At 72.8% G+C, this 17,554-nt stretch carries 16 protein-coding genes; 8 read left to right on the top strand and 8 right to left on the bottom strand.

The features are described 5' to 3' along the window. Nucleotides 1-20: 20 nt before the first annotated feature. Entirely contained in the window at nucleotides 21-2,561 is a 2,541-nt protein-coding gene (gene hrpB / locus ABZS40_RS13030; RefSeq protein ID WP_354943493.1) for an ATP-dependent helicase HrpB, read from the top strand. Between the two features lie 8 nt (nucleotides 2,562-2,569). Here the strand turns inward: hrpB and ABZS40_RS13025 are convergent, their stop codons facing one another. After that, entirely contained in the window at nucleotides 2,570-3,295 is a 726-nt protein-coding gene (locus ABZS40_RS13025) for a protein phosphatase 2C domain-containing protein (RefSeq protein ID WP_354943492.1), read from the bottom strand. 275 nt (nucleotides 3,296-3,570) lie between these two features. Between ABZS40_RS13025 and ABZS40_RS13020 the strand changes: the two genes are divergently transcribed. Next, nucleotides 3,571-6,180 carry a glycoside hydrolase family 9 protein gene (locus ABZS40_RS13020; protein ID WP_354943491.1) on the top strand — a complete coding sequence of 870 codons (2,610 nt, stop codon included), beginning with the start codon at nucleotides 3,571-3,573 and terminating at the stop codon, nucleotides 6,178-6,180. Between the two features lie 65 nt (nucleotides 6,181-6,245). Here the strand turns inward: ABZS40_RS13020 and ABZS40_RS13015 are convergent, their stop codons facing one another. Beyond that, nucleotides 6,246-6,902, bottom strand: a complete 657-nt coding sequence (locus tag ABZS40_RS13015) for an HAD family hydrolase (RefSeq protein ID WP_354943490.1) — start codon at nucleotides 6,900-6,902, stop codon at nucleotides 6,246-6,248. A gap of 252 nt (nucleotides 6,903-7,154) precedes the next feature. Then, complete coding sequence (locus ABZS40_RS13010) at nucleotides 7,155-7,421, bottom strand: hypothetical protein (protein WP_354943489.1); 267 nt, start codon at nucleotides 7,419-7,421, stop codon at nucleotides 7,155-7,157. 9 nt (nucleotides 7,422-7,430) lie between these two features. Between ABZS40_RS13010 and ABZS40_RS13005 the strand changes: the two genes are divergently transcribed. The 4 genes from ABZS40_RS13005 to ABZS40_RS12990 all read left to right on the top strand — a co-directional run bounded on the left by ABZS40_RS13005 (nucleotide 7,431) and on the right by ABZS40_RS12990 (nucleotide 11,288). After that, complete coding sequence (locus ABZS40_RS13005) at nucleotides 7,431-8,345, top strand: hypothetical protein (RefSeq protein ID WP_354943488.1); 915 nt, start codon at nucleotides 7,431-7,433, stop codon at nucleotides 8,343-8,345. 173 nt (nucleotides 8,346-8,518) lie between these two features. Further along, on the top strand, nucleotides 8,519-9,769 hold the full coding sequence (locus ABZS40_RS13000; protein ID WP_354943487.1) for a DUF222 domain-containing protein: 1,251 nt from the start codon (nucleotides 8,519-8,521) through the stop codon (nucleotides 9,767-9,769). Then, nucleotides 9,766-9,960 (top strand): hypothetical protein, encoded by a 195-nt coding sequence (locus ABZS40_RS12995; protein ID WP_354943486.1) that lies wholly within the window; start codon nucleotides 9,766-9,768, stop codon nucleotides 9,958-9,960. The genes ABZS40_RS13000 and ABZS40_RS12995 overlap by 4 nt, the downstream gene beginning before the upstream one ends. 56 nt (nucleotides 9,961-10,016) lie before the next feature. Further along, nucleotides 10,017-11,288 carry an MFS transporter gene (locus ABZS40_RS12990; RefSeq protein ID WP_354943485.1) on the top strand — a complete coding sequence of 424 codons (1,272 nt, stop codon included), beginning with the start codon at nucleotides 10,017-10,019 and terminating at the stop codon, nucleotides 11,286-11,288. A 3-nt stretch (nucleotides 11,289-11,291) separates the two neighbouring features. Here the strand turns inward: ABZS40_RS12990 and ABZS40_RS12985 are convergent, their stop codons facing one another. From ABZS40_RS12985 to ABZS40_RS12965, 5 genes are read right to left on the bottom strand one after another with little or no spacing between them, the layout of a single operon-like run. Continuing rightward, entirely contained in the window at nucleotides 11,292-11,549 is a 258-nt protein-coding gene (locus tag ABZS40_RS12985; RefSeq protein ID WP_354943484.1) for a UBP-type zinc finger domain-containing protein, read from the bottom strand. After that, a complete protein-coding gene (locus ABZS40_RS12980) occupies nucleotides 11,546-13,117 on the bottom strand; it encodes a Na+/H+ antiporter (protein WP_354943483.1) in 1,572 nt (523 codons plus the stop codon). Before ABZS40_RS12980 ends, ABZS40_RS12985 begins: the two co-directional genes overlap by 4 nt. Nucleotides 13,118-13,154: 37 nt before the next feature. Then, nucleotides 13,155-14,120 (bottom strand): TIGR03885 family FMN-dependent LLM class oxidoreductase, encoded by a 966-nt coding sequence (locus ABZS40_RS12975; RefSeq protein WP_354943482.1) that lies wholly within the window; start codon nucleotides 14,118-14,120, stop codon nucleotides 13,155-13,157. 52 nt (nucleotides 14,121-14,172) lie between these two features. Continuing rightward, nucleotides 14,173-15,588 carry an NADP-dependent succinic semialdehyde dehydrogenase gene (locus ABZS40_RS12970; protein WP_354943481.1) on the bottom strand — a complete coding sequence of 472 codons (1,416 nt, stop codon included), beginning with the start codon at nucleotides 15,586-15,588 and terminating at the stop codon, nucleotides 14,173-14,175. 12 nt (nucleotides 15,589-15,600) lie between these two features. After that, on the bottom strand, nucleotides 15,601-15,864 hold the full coding sequence (locus tag ABZS40_RS12965; protein WP_354943480.1) for a DUF6343 family protein: 264 nt from the start codon (nucleotides 15,862-15,864) through the stop codon (nucleotides 15,601-15,603). A 122-nt stretch (nucleotides 15,865-15,986) separates the two neighbouring features. Here ABZS40_RS12965 and ABZS40_RS12960 point away from each other — a divergent pair, with 122 nt between their 5' ends. After that, a complete protein-coding gene (locus ABZS40_RS12960) occupies nucleotides 15,987-16,580 on the top strand; it encodes an antibiotic biosynthesis monooxygenase (RefSeq protein ID WP_354943479.1) in 594 nt (197 codons plus the stop codon). Nucleotides 16,581-16,700: 120 nt separating this feature from the next. After that, the gene (locus tag ABZS40_RS12955) at nucleotides 16,701-17,552 is read left to right on the top strand and encodes a GDSL-type esterase/lipase family protein (protein ID WP_354943478.1); all 852 of its coding nucleotides are present in this window, start codon (nucleotides 16,701-16,703) and stop codon (nucleotides 17,550-17,552) included. Nucleotides 17,553-17,554 lie beyond the last annotated feature (2 nt).

Here is a 17,554-nt window from a genome sequence, read left to right as displayed (position 1 = left end):
TCCCGGTGCGAGACTGGGCCGTGCTCTCCGACGTAACACTTGACCTGCCGGTCCGTCCGGTGCTGCCGGCGCTGGTCGCGGCACTCGACGCGGCCGGCGCCGGTGTGCTGGTGGCCCCGCCGGGCACCGGCAAGACCACCCTCGCGCCGCTGGCCGTGGCCGACCGGGTGACCGGTCGGGTGGTGATCGCCCAACCCCGCCGGGTGGCGGCCCGTGCCGCTGCCCGGCGCATGGCCGAGCTGCTCGGCGAGCGGGTCGGTGAGCGGGTCGGCTACGCGGTGCGCGGCGAGCGGCGGGTCGGCCCGGCCACCCGGATCGAGGTGGTCACCACCGGTCTGCTGGTCCGCCGGCTGCACCACGACCCGGAGCTGCCCGGCACGGGTGCCGTGCTGCTCGACGAGTGCCACGAACGCCAACTCGACGCCGACCTCGCGCTGGCCTTCACAGTGGAGGCGCGCGCCACCCTCCGGCCGGACCTGTGGCTGCTGGCCATGTCGGCGACCCCGGACACCGACCGGTTCGCCGCGCTGCTGGGCGGGCCCACCCCGGCCCCGGTGGTACGGGCCGACTCGGCGTTGCATCCGGTGCAGCGGATCTGGGTGCCCCCGGCGCGCCCGATCGCCCCGCCCGGGGCCGGGCCGGTGGATCGGGCCCTGCTCGACCACGTGGCCGCCACCGTCCGGCGGGCGCTGCGCGAGCACGACGGCGACGTGCTCGTCTTCCTGCCCGGGGCCGGCGAGATCGCGGCGGTCACCGGCCGGCTGGCCGACCTGCGCGACGCGGTCGCGCTGCTGCCGCTGCACGGCCGTCAACGCGGCGCCGAGCAGGACGCCGCGCTGCGTCGCGCGGACCGGCGGCGGGTGGTGCTCGCCACCGCGCTGGCCGAGACCAGCCTGACCGTCCCGGGTGTGCGGATCGTGGTGGACGCCGGGCTGTCCCGGGTGCCCCGGATCGACCTGGCCCGTGGGCTGGGCGCGCTGGTCACCGTGCCGGTCTCCCGCGCCGCCGCCACCCAGCGGGCTGGCCGGGCCGGCCGGGAGGCCCCCGGGTACGTCTACCGCTGCTGGTCGGCGGCGACCCACGAGCGGCTGCCCGCCCGCGCCGAGCCGGAGATCGCCACCGCCGACCTGACCGGCTTCGCGTTGGAGCTGGCCGCCTGGGGCCGACCGGACGGCGTCGGGCTCGCGTTGCCCGACGCGCCGCCGGTCGCCGCGATGACGGTGGCCCGGGACACCCTGGAGACCCTGGGCGCGGTCGACACCGACGGTCGGATCACGGCGCGGGGACGCTCGATCGCCACCGCCGGGGCGCACCCACGGTTGGCCCGGGCGCTGCTCGACGGCGCCGCCCGGGTCGGCGCCGACCGGGCCGCCGAGGTGGTCGCCCTCCTCGCCGAGGACAGTGCGGCCGGCCCCGGCGACGATCTGGTCGCCGGCTGGCGTCGGCTGCGCGCCGGCGTGGACGCGGGCGCGACAGCCCGGTGGCGCACCGAGGTACGCCGGCTGCGGGCCGCGCTGCCGGCCGGCGCCCCGCCGAAGGGCCGCGCCGACGCCACCGGCCGCACCGGCTCGGGTGGGCTGAGCGACGATCTCGCCGCCGGCCTGCTCGTCGGTCTGGCGTACCCGGAACGGTTGGCCCGGGTGCGGCGACCGGGCGGCTCGGCGTACCTGATGACCGGCGGGACCGCCGCGGAGCTGGCGGCCGGCTCGGGGCTGACCGGGTCCGACTGGCTGGCGGTGGCGGTCGCGGACCGCACCCCCGGCGCGCCGTCGGCCCGGATCCGCCGGGCCTCCCCGGTGGACGAGGCGACGGCCCGGGAGGCGGCCGGTCCGTTGCTGCGCACCGGCCGCGAGGTCGGCTGGTCCGACGGGGACGTGGTGGCCCGGGAGGTGACCCGGCTGGGCGCTATCGAGCTGGTCCAGCGGCGACTGGACCGGCCGGACCGGGCGGAGGTGGCCGCCGCGTTGCTGACCGGCCTGCGCCAGGACGGGCTGGGCCTGTTGCAGTGGAGTCCGGCGGCGCGGGCGCTGCGCGAGCGGCTCGCGTTCCTGCGGCACCACCTGGGCGAGCCGTGGCCGGAGGTCGGCGACGACTCGTTGCTCGACGCCGCGCCGAGTTGGCTGGGCCCGGAGCTGGCCGCCGCGCGACGCCGGGCCGACCTGGCGCGAGTGGACGTGTCGTCGGCGCTGCGTCGGTTGCTGCCGTGGGCGCAGGCCGCCCGCCTCGACGAGCTGGCCCCGGAGCGGATCGAAGTGCCGAGTGGTTCTCGGATCCGGCTGGACTACGGCGACCCGGGCGCGCCGGTGCTCGCCGTGAAGCTCCAGGAGACGTTCGGTTGGCCGGCGGCCCCCCGCATCGCCGACGGTCGGGTGCCGGTGCTGCTGCACCTGCTCTCCCCCGCCGGCCGCCCGGTGGCGGTCACCGCCGACCTGGCGTCCTTCTGGCGTACCGGCTATCCGCAGGTCCGCTCCGAGCTGCGCGGGCGCTATCCCCGGCACCCGTGGCCGGAGGATCCGGGAACGGCGACACCCACCCGGCACGCCACGCCGCGCCGGCGCTGAGCGTCGGTCTACTCCTCGACGACGTCGGCCACCACGACTGTGACGTTGTCCGGCGCGCCGGCGTGCAGGGCCAGGTCGATCAGCTTGGCGGCGCAGGCGTCCCGGTCCGGATAGCCGCTGAGCACCTCGGTGAGGGTGTCCGGGCGGACCACGTTGGAGAGGCCGTCGCTGCACAGCAGCCACCGGTCGCCGGCCCGGGGCACCATTGTCGCGTACGACGGGGAGACCTCTTCGCCCTGCAACGCCTGGGTGACCACGGCCCGGCGCGGGTGGCTGCTGGCCTGGTCCGCTGTGATCACGCCCTGATCCACCAGCATCTGGACGAACGTGTCGTCCCGGGTGACCTGCTTGAGCACGCCCTCGCGGTACAGGTAGGCCCGGGAGTCGCCGACGTGTGCGAGTGCCAGGCAACTGCCGGTACGGGCGAAGAGCAGGGCGGTCAGTGTGGTGCCCATGCCCTGGCGCTCGGGGTCCTGGGCGACCGCCTGTCGGATCCGGGAGGTGGCCAGAGCGATGCCACCTTCGAGCGCGGCCACCAGGGCGTCCTCGGGTGTCTCCACGTCCAGCGGGGCGACCGCGTCGATGGTGAGGGCGCTGGCCAGGTCGCCGGCGGCCATTCCGCCCATGCCGTCGGCGACGGCGACGAGCCAGGTGCCGGCGTGCAGGGCGTCCTGGTTTCCGCTGCGGATCAGCCCACGGTCGCTCGTTCCCACGGAACGCAGCTTCAGGGTCATGGGAGGCAGCCTGCCAGGCGAAGGGCGCAGTTGTCTCTAGGAGATCAGGACGACGGCGCGTGGCGCGGCCAATCTCACGTCCGGGTGGCGACGCGTCGGGGGATGCCAGTCGGGCTGACCGCCCTCGTCGGATGCGGAAACCCATCCAACCAGATCAATTGACATGGCGTACCGGCACTGGAAACATCGAGCCGATACCTGGGAGCGCTCCCAGCTTTTCTCAGCACCACAGTGCCACCGCCACCGTCCCACTTTCCGTCCCGGAAGGACTCCCCGTGACGCCATCCCGACGCCGCCTGCTGTTGGCTGCGGCGACCACTCTGGCCCTCACCGGCGCTGGCGCCGGCGCGGCCCACGCCGACCCACCGCCGGACGCCCCCGAGCAGATCGACAACGGCGACTTCAGCGCCGGTGTGAGCCCCTGGTTCTCCTTCGGCACCGGCGCGCTGGCGGTCACCGACGGCCAGCTCTGCACCACCGTCGCGGGCGGGCTGGCCAACCCGTGGGACGCCGGCATCGGCCAGGACGGGGTACCACTGATCGCCGGCGCCGAATACACCCTCGGCTTCGCGGTCTCCGCCACCCCCGGCGCCGCGGTCAAGGCCGTGTTGCAGCTCGGCAGCGCCCCGTACACCACGTACGCGGCAGTGGACGCCACAGCGACCGGCACCCTCCAGCGGGTCGAGCAGACCTTCACCGTCCCGGACGACAACCCCAGCGCCCAACTGATCTTCCAGGTCGGCGGTTCCGCCCAGGCGCAGACCATCTGCCTGGACGACGTGTCGCTGCGCGGCGGCGAGCCGCCCGAGCCGTACGAGCCGGACACCGGGCCACGGGTGCGCGTCAACCAGGTCGGCTACCTTCCCGGCGGCCCGAAGAACGCCACTGTCGTCACCGAGGCCACCGGAGCGCTGCCCTGGCAGCTACGCAGCGCCGCCGGTGCCGTCGTGGCCAGTGGCACCACCACCGCTCGCGGTGTCGACGCCGCCTCCGGGCAGAACGTGCAGACCGTCGACTTCTCCAGCTACCGCACCCCCGGCACCGGGCTCACGCTCACCGTGGACGGCGAGACCAGCCACCCGTTCGACATCTCCGGCGCCCTCTACGACCAGCTGCGCTCCGACTCGTTGCAGTTCTTCTACGCCCAACGCAGCGGCATCGCCATCGACGGTGACCTGATCGGCGACGAATACGCCCGACCCGCCGGCCACCTAGGCGTCGCACCCAACCAGGGCGACACCAGCGTGCCCTGCCAGCCGGGTGTCTGCGACTACTCCCTGGACGTGCGCGGTGGTTGGTACGACGCCGGCGACCACGGCAAGTACGTGGTCAACGGCGGCATCGCCACCTACCAGCTGCTGAACACCTTCGAGCGGACCAGGACGGCGGCCACCGCCAACGGCGGCGCCGAACTCGCCGACGGCACGCTGCGGGTGCCCGAGCGCGACAACGGGGTGCCGGACATCCTCGACGAGGCCCGCTGGGAGCTGGAATTCCTGCTGCGCATGCAGGTGCCCGCCGGCAAGCCGCTCGCCGGCATGGTCCACCACAAGATCCACGACCAGAACTGGACCGGGCTGCCCCTCGCCCCGCACGACGACCCGCAGCCGCGCGAGCTGCACCCGCCGTCGACCGCGGCCACCCTCAACCTGGCCGCCACCGCCGCCCAGTGCGCCCGGCTCTTCGCCCCCTACGACGCGGCGTTCGCGACCCGCTGCGGCACTGCCGCGAAGACCGCCTACGCCGCGGCCAAGGCCCACCCGGCGGTGTACGCCAGCCCGACCGACGGCACCGGCGGCGGCGCGTACGACGACAGCACCGTCACCGATGAGTTCTACTGGGCGGCGGCCGAGCTGTACCTGACCACCGGGGCGCAGAACTACCTGGCCGACGTGACCGCCTCACCGCACCACACCGGAAACGTGTTCGACGCACGGGGCTTCGGCTGGCAGAGCGTGGCCGCGCTGGGCCGCCTCGACCTGGCCACCGTGCCGAACGGGCTACCCGCCGCCGATCTGGCCCGGGTCCGCGCCTCGGTCACCGCCGCCGCCGACACGTACCTGGCCGAGCTGCGCCAGCAGGCGTACGGGCTGCCGATGCCCGGTGACGCCAACAGCTACTTCTGGGGCGGCAACAGCAACGTCATCAACAACGCCGTGGTGCTGGCCACCGCGTTCGACCTGACCCGCAACCCCGTCTACCGCGACGGCGCCGTACAGGCCATGGACTACATCCTCGGTCGCAACGCCCTGAACATCTCCTACGTCACCGGGTGGGGAGAGCACGCCGCGCAGAACCAGCACAGCCGGATCTTCGGCCACCAGCTCGACCCGAACCTGCCCCGACCGCCCGCCGGCTCCCTCGCCGGTGGCCCGAACGCCGCCCTCCAGGACCCGTTCGTGGCGCAACTGCTCGCCGGCTGCAAGCCGATGTTCTGCTACGTCGACGACATCAACTCGTACTCGACCAACGAGGTGGCGATCAACTGGAACTCGGCGCTGGCGTGGATCTCCTCGTTCCTGGCCGACCAGGGTGACGCCGGCGCCGTGCCGGCCACCACCTGCACGGCGCGCTACACCAACTACGGCGCCTGGCAGGGCGGCACCGGGTTCACCGGGCAGCTGACCATCCAGAACACGGGCACCGCGGCCATCAACGGCTGGAGCGTGCGCTTCGCGTTCACCGGTGACCAGCGGATACGCGAGGCGTGGCTGGCGAAGGTCGCCCAGTCCGGCGCGACGGTGACCGCGCGCAACGAGTCGTACAACGCCAAGATCGCACCCGGCGGCACTGTGACGTTCGGCTTCAACGCGACGACAGGCGGCGGCGCGAACCCGAACCCCGGCCTGGTCACTGTCAACGGGGCGGCCTGCTCACTGACCTGACCGACGTCCCGGTGGCCGCCCGGGGAGGGCGGCCACCGGGACCGCACGATCGCGCGGCCGGCGGGTCAACCGCCGGCCGCGTTGTGCTTCGCTACCAGGCTCGGGAGTTCGTCCAGCGAGTCGATTCGGAAGAGGCACCGCCCGGCCACTGTGGAGGGATTGAGGATGTGCCCCCACGGACCGCGTCGGATCAGGCACGTCTTCATGCCCGCCTCCAGGGCCGGGCGCACATCGTTGTCGGGCCGGTCGCCGACGTAGAGGATCGACGACGCGACACCACCGCCCACTGCGACGACCCGCTCGAAGAACGCCGGTGACGGCTTTGCCGCGCCCCACCCGTGCGACGTGCCAATCACGTCCACCGGGAGGTCGAGATCGCGCAGGGTCGCCTCCGCATGAGCTGGCTGGTTACCGGCCAGGCCCACGAACAGGCCCTGGTCCTTCAAGGACTCCAGGCACCCCCGCGCGTCCGGGTAGAGATCCTCCTCGGCGAACGACTCCGGCTGGCCGGCGGCCGCCCGACGCTCCAGCTCGATGGTGAGATCGAAGTCGGGCCGGAACACCCGGAACGTCTCCTGATAGTCCAGACCCCGGGCGATCACCGCGCCGAAGACGGCCGAGAACGTGTGCCGGGGCACGCCGAGCCAGTCGGCCCACGCCGCGAACTCGTGGGACTCGTCGAGGATGGTCCCACCGACATCGAAGATGACCGTGCCAATCATGCCCGTCCCCCGTCGACGCTCGCACCGTCGGTGAAGCATAGAGGGAGTCACGACCGTTGTCCGGCCTCGATGATCATCAATGGTGGCAGCCGGAAGGCCGAGATTCCCCGTCGCCCATCTGGCTTGTGCGCAGGCGGCGTGTGCCACCCGCAGGACTGCTCGCAGTGCCACGCCCACTGTGGCGGCGGCGGTGCGCTCCCGGCGGACGTCGCTGGCCCGCCGGGAGGCCGTTCGCGGCGAGCGGACGGATGCCTACGACAGACGCTGTCGAGCTGATGACGTGAACGAATCACCAGGCCCGCCGCAAAACCGATGGATCGGTTGCGCCACGTCAGCCATTGTGACGTCATGAATGGCGACGATCTGGCCGGCGGGGATCGGTCGCGCCGAGTAAGCCACGGTTCCGCTGTGGATGGCGACGATCTGGCCGGCGGGGATCGGTCGCGCCGAGTAAGCCACGGTGCCGCCGTGGATGGCGACCAGCAGGCCGACAGGGATCGATCTGGCCGAGTAGGCCACGGTGCCGCGGTGGATGGCGACGAACCAACTGGCGCGGAGCGTCGGGTGTGGGCGGCGATGCCGGCCGGGGCGCGGACCGCGCTGGCCGGGCTGTCCGGCACGGACCTGCGCACACTGCTGTTGGGCGTGGCCCGCGACCGGGCGGCAGCCGTGCGTCCGCCCGAGGTGGTCCGCCGCTGGCACGAGGACCGCTTCGTCCGCCCGGCCCGCACCGACCCACGTGCGCTCGCGCGGGTGGAGGCCCGGATGTGGCAACTGCTGCCCGCCGACGTCGCCGGAGTGGAGCTGGCGCCGGTAGTGCCGCTTGGCACCTGCTCGGCCGTCGCACCGGTCAGCCAGAACAGGATCGTCACCACCATGCGCGCTGGCGAGGTGCTGAGCGACCCCACGAACGCTCTCGCCGTCGAGGCGGCCGTACGTCGTCGACGGCAGAGCGAGGTGCACCTGGCCGCCGCCCACCGGGTGCTGCGGGCGCAGGATTTCGGCGGTGGCGCGTCGGCGCACTTCCGCCTCTTCGCGCTGGTGTCCACTGCCCGGGACACTGGCTCGGGCGACACGCAGGCCCGGCTGCTGATCCGACACCTCAGCTACTGGCGGGCCGTGCTCGCCGAGTTGGCACCGGCGGCCGCGCCTCGGCTGCACGTCACCACCTTCGACGACCCGGTGGTCCGGGAGCGGCTGGCCGACACTGTCCGACCAGGGCTCGCCAATGACGTGGTGCCCCTGGTGGACGAACCGGAGCGATCCCGAGGTCGCGGCTACTACACGGGCTGTGCCCTGCGGATCACCGTCCTGGGCGGCAGCCTGGAGATCGGCGACGGCGGCCTCACCGACTGGACCGCCCGGCTGAGTGGTGACGCAAAGGAACGATGCCTCGTCTCCTGCCTCGCCACCGAACGCCTCGTCGACGCCACCAGCCGCTGAGCCAGGTGGCGCAGGATGACCTACGCCGCGCGGGCCAAGAGCCGGTGCCCGGGCTACGCCCAAGGCCCTCTCGGTCAGGTTCGAGTCGCCACGCAACGACGCTGCTCGAAGCAGCCGAACCTGGCCTACCGGCCGATCGGCAAAGTGTCGTACACCTGTTCTAGGTTTGGTCCATGGTGGAGGAGCTGACGCAGGCGGAGGCGGCAGTCGCTGACTGCCTCGACGCGTCGGCGTGGGCTCTTCCGGAGCACGACCTCGTCGCGGCACTCGACGCTGCGCACCGGCTCGAGCAACGCCTGGCCGCGGTCAAGCTGGCCCTCGTCCGGGAGCTGGACGGTCGAGGCACCGCGACCGCGCAGGGGGCGTCCTCGACGGCCGTGTGGTTGCGCGACCGGCTGCGCCTCGGCGTCGGTGCCGCCCGCCGTCTGGTCGAGCTGGCCGCGACGCTCGACACCGCTCCGACCGGTGTACGGGACGCGCTGGCCAGCGGAGCGGTCGACGTGGAGCAGGTCCGGGTCATCGCCGAAACGGTCAGCACAGTGCACACGGCCGCCGGCAGCGAGGCGGCCCACAAGGCAGTCGGCGTCCTGGTCGAGTGGGCCGGGCAGTTCGAGCCGACCCTGCTGCGCAAGCTGGGCAGCCGGATCCTCGATCACGTCGCCCCGGAGCTCGCCGACGCCGCCGCCAAGGCGGCGATGGAGGCCGAGGCCAACCGAGCCCAACGAGACCGTCACGTGACGCTGTCCGAGCTGCGGGACGGCCGGCTGCGGTTGTCCGGCAGCCTGAATGCCGAGGCGGCCGGCCTGCTGCGCGCTGCTATCGACCCGCTGACCGCACCGTCCGGTCCGGACGATCCACGTTCTCCCGGGCAACGCCGGCACGACGCGCTCGCCGACCTCTGCCGGCTCGCTCTGCGCACCGGCGAGTTGCCCGAGCACGGCGGCGATCCCGCCCAGCTCGTCGTCACCACCAGCTTCGATACGTTGGCCAGGCAGCTCGACGCCGGCACTCTCGACACCGACCTGCGACTCACCCCGGAGACGGTTCGTCGGCTCGCCTGCGACGCGGCGATCCTGCCCGCCGTCCTCGGCGGCAGCAGCCAGACGCTCGACGTGGGCAGGCAACGCCGACTCGTCACCGGCCCTCTGCGGCGCGCTCTGGTCCTGCGCGACCGAGGCTGCGCCTTCCCCGGCTGCGACAGTCCGCCCCGCTGGTGCGACGCCCACCACATCCACCACTGGGCCGACGGCGGCAGCACCAGCCTGACCAACGCCGTCCTGCTCTGCGCCCACCATCACCGACACGTCTACAGTGGCGAATGGACCGTCCGGCTCGGCGGCGACGGTCACCCGGAATTCGTTCCACCGGCCTGGCTCGACCCCGACCGGCTCCCGCGCCGCAACCAGTACCACCGGCGGACGTGACCTACCACCGATCCGCAAAAAACCGAGCCCGCAAAAAAGCGCGCCCGCAAAAAACCGGGCCTGCAAAGAAGCGCAGCCCGCAAAGAAGCGCGGCCGCGAACAAGTCGCCGCCAATGAACGAGCGCAGCCGCGAACAAGCCGCGCCCCGCGAACTGTTCGAATCCGAGGAACGATCCGCAGGCGGGCTGTGACGGATGCCGCATCCGGAGGGACGTCGACGCGCATCCGGTGGCCCTACGGTCGAGGTGTGGGCACCACGGCGCAGGTTGGCGGCCGCTGGCGGGCGCTGTCGCCGCTGCCGGCGCCCGGTCGGCTGCGCACTTTGTCGCTGGCCACCCTCGCCAACACGGTCGGTACCGGGCTGTGGGTGACTGGTGCGGCGCTCTTCCTCACCCGCGCCGTGGGGCTGACCCCGACCGAGGTGGGGCTCGGGCTCACTCTCGCCGGCCTGGTCGGGCTCACTGCCAGCGTGCCGCTCGGCGGGCTCGCCGACCGACGTGACCCTCGGAGCCTCCGTGCCGTTCTGCAACTGGCGCAGGCCGCCGTCGCCGCCGCGTACCTGCTGGTCGGTTCTTTTCCGGTCTTTCTGCTGGTGGCCACACTGGACGCTCTGCTGATCTCCGGCAACCTTGCCGTCCGCGCAGCGCTTGTCGCCGCGGTGGGCGGTCCGCGGGGCCGGGTGCACGCCTTCGCCACCCTGCGCGCGGTGGCCAACCTGGGCGTGGCGCTCGGTGCGGGGCTGGCCGCGTTCGCGCTGGTGGCGGACACCGGGTGGGCGTACCGGCTGCTGGTGCTCGGCAACGTCGCCACCTATCTGGTCTCGGCGGCGCTGGTCATGCGACTTCCGGCGTACCCGCCGGCCCGGCGACCCCTGGGTCAGCGAGCCGGTCGGGCGCTGCGCGACGGGCCGTTCCTCGCGGTCGCCGGAGCCTCGGCGGTGCTCTCCGTGCACCACGTGGCGTTGACGCTGGTGCTGCCGCTGTGGGTGGTGGCGCACACCGATGCGCCTCCGGTGACGGTCTCCGCCCTCCTGCTGGTCAACACGCTGCTCACGGTGCTGCTCGCCGTACGGCTCAGCGGGAGCGCCCAGCACGCGGTGCCGGCGGCGGCGGCGATGCGCCGGGCGGGGTTGGTGCTCGCGGCCGGGATGTTGCTCTGGGCCGCGACCGCCGTCGTGCCCACCGCGGTGGCGGTCGGCCTGCTGCTGGGGGCGACGGTGATCTACACGGTGGGCGACCTGTGGCACGCTGGGGCCGGGGCGGCATTGGCCTACGACCTCGCCGCCCCGGACGCCCTCGGCGCCTACCAGGGGGTCGACGGACTGCTCGCCGGGCTGGTCCGCGCGGCCGGCCCGGCCCTGCTGACCTGGTTGATCATCGACGGCGGCCCGGCCGGCTGGCTGGCGCTGGCGGGGTTGCTCGCGCTCACCGGCCTCGCCGTGCCGCCGCTCACCCGACGCGCAGTGGCCGACCGGGCAGACCGGGCCGCGCGCGCCGACCAGTCACCGCACCGGGGCTGACGGTCAGCCGATCTCCTCATCGACGAAGCACCAGCGCCAGGCCTCGCCCGGTTGCGCCGAGCGGATCACCGGGTGGTTGGTCGACGCGAAGTGCTTGCCCGCGTGCTGGTTCGGCGACGAGTCACAGCAGCCGACCTGCCCGCAGCTCAGGCAGGTGCGCAGGTGCACCCAGTAGGTGTCGCCGATCGCGACGCAGTCCGCGCACTCGTCGGGGGTGCGCGGCTCGGCGGCGCCGGCCTCGGTCAGGTGCTGACAGCTCACTTCTCAACCTCTCGCAGCAACGACTCTTCCAGGTCCAGGTCACGGTAGGCCCGCACCAACACTTCCTCGGGAATCCGACCGGAGTCCCGGGCCGCCCGGAACACATCCCGCTCGGCGTCGATCATCTCCTGCCGCAGCCGACCGTACGCCTGCGAGGGGGTCTCCCGCTCGTCGCCGCCGAGTCGTTCCCACGTCATGTTGGTGCGGTCCTCCACCGCTCGGCGGAGCCGGTCCACCACCGCATCCGGTGCGCTGTCGGCCAACTCGTCGAGGCGGTCCTGGGCGGCCTTGCCGGCCTGCTGCTGCACGGCGGCCGCCGAGAGCGCGTCCTGCACCGGGTCGTCCTGCGGCAGCTTCAACCGGCGGGCGACCAGCGGCAGGGTGGCGCCCTGACCGACCAGGGTGAAGACGATCACGGCGAAGGCCAGCCAGATCAACAACGCCCTGGGGTACGGCTCGTCGTCGGCCAGGGTCAGCGGCAGGGCCAGCGCGGCGGCCAGGGTCACCACACCCCGCATGCCGGCCCAGCCGATGATGATCGGGAACTTCGGTGACGGACGGGCGTCACGGCGGCGGACCCGGGGGACCAGCCGGGCCAGGTAGGTGGCCGGGAAGAGCCAGACGAAGCGGGTCAGGAAGACGGCGGCGAGCACCGCGAACGTGATCAGGATGAGCGAGCCGATCGGCTCGTCGAGGTCGCGCAGCACCTCCCGCAGTTGCAGCCCGACCAGCAGGAAGACCAGGCCCTCCAGCAGGAAACGGACCAGCCGCCAGAACGCGCCGATCTGCAACCGGGACGCCGCCGACAGCAGTTGGGGCAGCTTGTGCCCGAGCACCAGACCGGTGACGACCACCGCGACCACACCGGAGGCGTGCAGGTGCTCGGCGGTGAACACCACAGCGAACGGGATGATCAACGACAGCGCGTTGTCCAGCAGCGGGTCGGTGATCCGCCGATGCAGGAAGCCGAACACCAGAGCCCCGAGCGCCCCGATCAGGATGCCCCCGCCGGTGGACCGCAGCACCTCGATGGCGATCTTGTCGGCGCCGACGGCCGAGCCGACGGTGGCCATCGTCGCGACCCGCAGCAGCACCAGCGCTGTCGCGTCGTTGACCAGGCTTTCGCCCTCCAGGATGGTGACGACCCGGCGGGGCAGCCCGACCCGGCGGGCGACGGCGGTGGCGGCCACGGCGTCCGGCGGGGCGACCACCGCGCCGAGGGCCAGGCAGATCGCGAACGGCAGCTGCGGCAACAGCAGGTGCAGTACCACCCCGACCACGAACGCGGTGAACAACACCAGGCCGACCGCGAGCAGCAGGATCGGCCTGATGTTGTTCTTGAACGCCGGCACCGAGGTCTCCAGCGCCGCCACGTAGAGCAGCGGCGGCAGGATGCCGACCAGCACCAACTCGGGGTCGAGTTCGATCTGCGGGAAGCCCGGCACGAACGAGAGGGCCAGGCCGAGGACGACCAGCACGATCGGCGCGAGCAGGCCGAGCCGGCGGGCCAACGCAGCACCCAGGGTGGCGATCGCCAGGAAGACGACGACCGGGAACAGGCTTTCCATGGGGTACGAGCCTAGGGGTACGCCTGTTCGGCCTCGATCAGCCGCCCGGGCGCAGCTTCGGCAGCACCTCCGCGCCGAAGGCGTCGATGAAGCCACGCTGCTCCTGCCCGACGTGGTGCAGGGCGATCTGGTCGAAGCCGAGCTGCGCGTACTCCTCCAGCCAGCCGACGTGCCGGCCCAGGTCCGCCGACACGTTCACCACCTCGGCGACCCGCTGCGCCGGCACGTCGGCGGAGACCACGTCGAAGTGTTCGACGGTCTCCAGGTCCCAGCAGACCGGCGGGGCGAAGACGTTGCTGCGCCACTGGTCGTACGCGAGCGCCTCGGCCTGGGCCTGCTCCGGCGCCCAGGAGACGTGCACCTGGAGGTGCAGCGGCCCGCGTCCGCCCGCGTCCCGGTACGCGTCGATCATCTCGCGCAGGTGCGCCACCGGGGCGTTCACGGTGATCAGCCCGTCCGCCCATTCGGCGCACCAGCGGGCGGTGGCCACGCTGACCGCGGCGCCGACCAGCGCGGGCGGCTGCTCGGGGCGGGTCCACAGCCGGGCCCGGTCCACCCGGACCAGACCGTCGTGGCTGACCTCCTCGCCGGCCAGCAGGGCCCGGATCACGTCAACGCACTCGCGCAGCCGGGCGCTGCGCACGTCCTTGCGCGGCCACGGGTCGCCGGTGATGTGCTCGTTGCTGGCCTCGCCGGTGCCCAGGGCCGCCCAGAACCGGCCCGGGTACATCGCGCCGAGGGTGCCGATCGCCTGCGCGATGATCGCCGGGTGGTACCGCTGACCGGGCGCGTTGACCACGCCGAACGGCATGCCGGTGGCCTGCAACGCCGAGCCCAGCCAGGACCAGGCGAAGCCGGACTCGCCCTGCCGGGCGCTCCACGGGGAGAAGTGGTCGGAGCACATGGCGGCGTCGAAGCCGGCCCGCTCGGCGTGGATCACCGCCTCCAACAGGGCGCGTGGACCGATCTGCTCATGCGAGGCGTGGAACCCGAACGACGTCATGGGCACACTTCCTACCCACGACGGCACCGGCTGACGCGTGCCGCGCCCCGAACTACTCGGCGTGCGCGCCGGCACCGGCCGAGGCGGCGCCCTCGCCCACCCAGACCGTCTTGGTGTTGCAGAACTCCCGCATGCCCAGCGCGGACAACTCCCGCCCGTACCCGGAGTTCTTCACACCGCCGAACGGCAACTCCGGGTAGGAGGTGGTCATCCCGTTGATGAAGACGTTGCCGGCGTCCAGGTCGGTGGCGAAGCGCTCCTGCTCGGCCGGGTCCCGGGTCCAGGCGTTCGAGCCGAGCCCGAAGCTGGTGCCGTTGGCGACCTCGATGGCCTCCTCGTACGACGAGACCCGGAACAGACCGGCGACCGGGCCGAAGACCTCCTCGGACCACATCCGCATCTTCGGGGTGAGGTCGGTGACCACTGTCGGCGGGTAGAACCAGCCGTCGCCGGCCGGTGGCTCACCGCCGCAGAGAACTGTCGCGCCGTTGTCCACCGCGTCGCGGACCTGGGCGTGCACCTCGTCGCGGCCACGCTCGCTGGCCAGTGGCCCGACGTCGGTGTTCGGGTCCATCGGGTCGCCGACGCGCAGCGCGGCCATGTTGGCGGCGAACTTCTCGGCGAAGGCGTCGAACACGTCGGTGTGCACGATGAACCGCTTCGCGGCGATGCAGGACTGGCCGTTGTTCTGGCAGCGGGCGGTGGTGGCCACCTCGGCGGCCCGGTCCACGTCGGCCGAGGGCATCACCACGAACGGGTCGCTGCCGCCGAGTTCGAGGACGGTCTTCTTCAGCTCCCGCCCGGCGATCTGCGCGATGGACCGGCCGGCGGGCTCGCTGCCGGTAAGCGTCGCGGCGCGTACCCGGGGGTCGCTGAGGATGTGGTCGACGGCTTCCGAGTCGACCAGCACTGTGGTGAAGGCGCCCTCGGGGAAGCCGGCTCTCCGGAACACGTCCTCCAGCAGCAGCGCGGTCTGCGGCACGTTCGAGGCGTGCTTGAGCAGGCCGGTGTTGCCGGCCATCAACGCCGGGGCGGCGAAGCGCATCACCTGCCAGAGCGGGAAGTTCCACGGCATCACCGCGAGCACCACGCCGATCGGCTGGTAGCGGACGAACGCCCGGGTGGCCTTCACGGCGTCGGCGTCGGCGGGCTCGTCGGCGAGGAACGCGGGGGCCTTGTCGGCGTAGAAGCGGGCGGCGGTGGCGCACTTGGTCACCTCGGCCTGCGCCGCGACGTACGTCTTGCCCATCTCCGTGGTCATGATCCGGGCGATCTCGTCGCGCTCGGCGTCCAGCAGGTCGGCCGCGGCGTTCATCCACTGGGCGCGCTGGTCGACGGTCGTCGACAGCAACTGGTGGAACGCGAGGTCGGTGCGCTCGATGGCGTCGTCGAGTTGCTCGGTGGACATCGCCTCATAGGTCTTGAGCACCTGTCCGGTGGCGGGGTTGGTGGTGGCGATGTGGGGCATCTCGTCCTCCTGTTACTCGAACAACGAGTGTCGTACGCCCGGCTCCTCGCGGCGGCGGGCCGCGCGGCGGCGCTGGATCACGACCAGGTCGACCACGGCGACCACAGCGAGGATCGCGCAGACTACGCCGAGCCAGGCGATGCCGGCCCAGAACGCCAGCACCGCGAAGAGCACCATGATCACCAGCCCGAAGCTGGCGAGGGTGAGCCGAAGGTTCAACGCGCTGTTCGCGTGGCCGACCGTGCCACGGGCGCGCCGGGGCTGCGATCTCGTCATGCCCACCGACCTACCCCCGATCGGCCGGATTAACCGGTGCCGTCCGCCTGCACACCAGCACCCGCCGGTGTGCTCCGGCACATCCGTTCGCGCCGCGGCCCCGTCGACCGCAGGATGGGCGCATGTCAATGACCCTCGCCGTGCCGGTGACCGTCTCCATCGCCCGCCGCGTCGAGCCCGGCCGGGCCAGCGAGATGGTGGCCTGGATGCGGGCCGGCACCGCGCTGGCCGAGGCGTTCCCAGGCTTCCTCGGCGCCGGCTGGGTGCAGAGCGGCCCCGGTTCGCCGGAGTGGCACATGCTCTACCGCTTCGCCGACGCCGAGACGCTGGGCCGGTGGGAGGAGTCGCCGCAGCGGCACTGGTGGCTCAGCTCGGCGCAGGGCATCGTCGAGCACACCCGGGTCGAGCGGCGTACCGGAATCGAGGGCTGGTTCGACAGGCCGCTGGAGCACTCGGTGGACCCGGTGGAGCTGGCCTCGCCCGCGTCGCCGCCCCGCTGGAAGCAGGCGGTGACCATCTGGCTGGCGTTCTTCCCACTGAGCCTGAGCGCCACCCTGCTGACGAGCCGCTTCCTCGACGCGGTGCCGCTGGCGGCCCGGGTGCTGCTGATGACGCTCTGCCTGACCCCGCTGATGACCTATCTGGTGCTGCCCGGGATCACCCGGGCGTTGCACTGGTGGCTGCACGGTCAGCGGGCTCCGTGGCGGAACGCATAGCACCCCGACGGCTTCCGCGTCGGCACTCTGCCGCATACCCGACAGCAACTTCCCGGCAAACCACCTCCTGCGCATAGAGTTACCGCGCTGTCGCTCTGTGCTGCGGGAACGGGAGACGTCATGCCTCGACGCTGGGTCGCCGCCCTGGCCTGTCTCGCGGCGCTGGTCGCGCTGGCCTGCGAGGGCGGCAACTCCGCGACACCCCGCCCCACCACGAGCGCCCCGCCGTCGAGCGGGCCCGGCGGCATCGCCGCCCTCGGCGACTCGATCAGCACCGGCTTCGCCTCCTGCCTGGTGCTCACCTCGTGCGAGCGCAACTCCTGGTCGACCGGGGACGGGCTGCGGGTGCAGAGCCACTACCGGCGGCTGCTCGAACAGAACCCGGCGGTCCGCGACCGGACGTACAACCACGCCCGTCCCGGTGCCCGCGCGGACGCCCTCGTTGGTCAGGCCCAGGCGGCGGTACGCGACCGCGCCGACTACGTCACGGTGCTGATCGGCGCCAACGACGTCTGCCGGGGCGGGGTGGACGCGATGACGCCGGTGGCGCAGTTCCGGGCCGACGTCGACCGGGGGCTGCGGGTCCTGCGGACCGGGCGGCCGAAGGCCCGGGTGCTGGTGGTGAGCATTCCCGACCTGTACCGGCTCTGGGAGGTCGGGCACGACGACGCCCGGGCGACCCGCGCGTGGCGGCGGGGCATCTGCCCGGCCCTGCTGGCCGAGGCGACCTCGACCGCACCCGCCGACCGGGCGCGCCGGGCCGCCGTCCGGGACCGGATCGACGCGTACAACACCGAGTTGAAGGCGGCCTGCCGGGCGTACGGATCACGGTGCCGGCACGATGGCGGCGCGTTGCACAAGGTCCGGTTCACCCTGGACCTGCTCAACCCGCTGGACTGGTTCCACCCCAACGCCACCGGTCAGGGCCGCATCGCCGAGGTGACCTGGCGCTCCTCCGGCCTGGCCGGCTGACG

This window comes from Micromonospora sp. NPDC005324, assembly GCF_040607155.1.
Lineage (GTDB): Bacteria > Actinomycetota > Actinomycetes > Mycobacteriales > Micromonosporaceae > Micromonospora > Micromonospora trifolii.
This window is presented reverse-complemented; position numbering and strand designations above follow the sequence as displayed.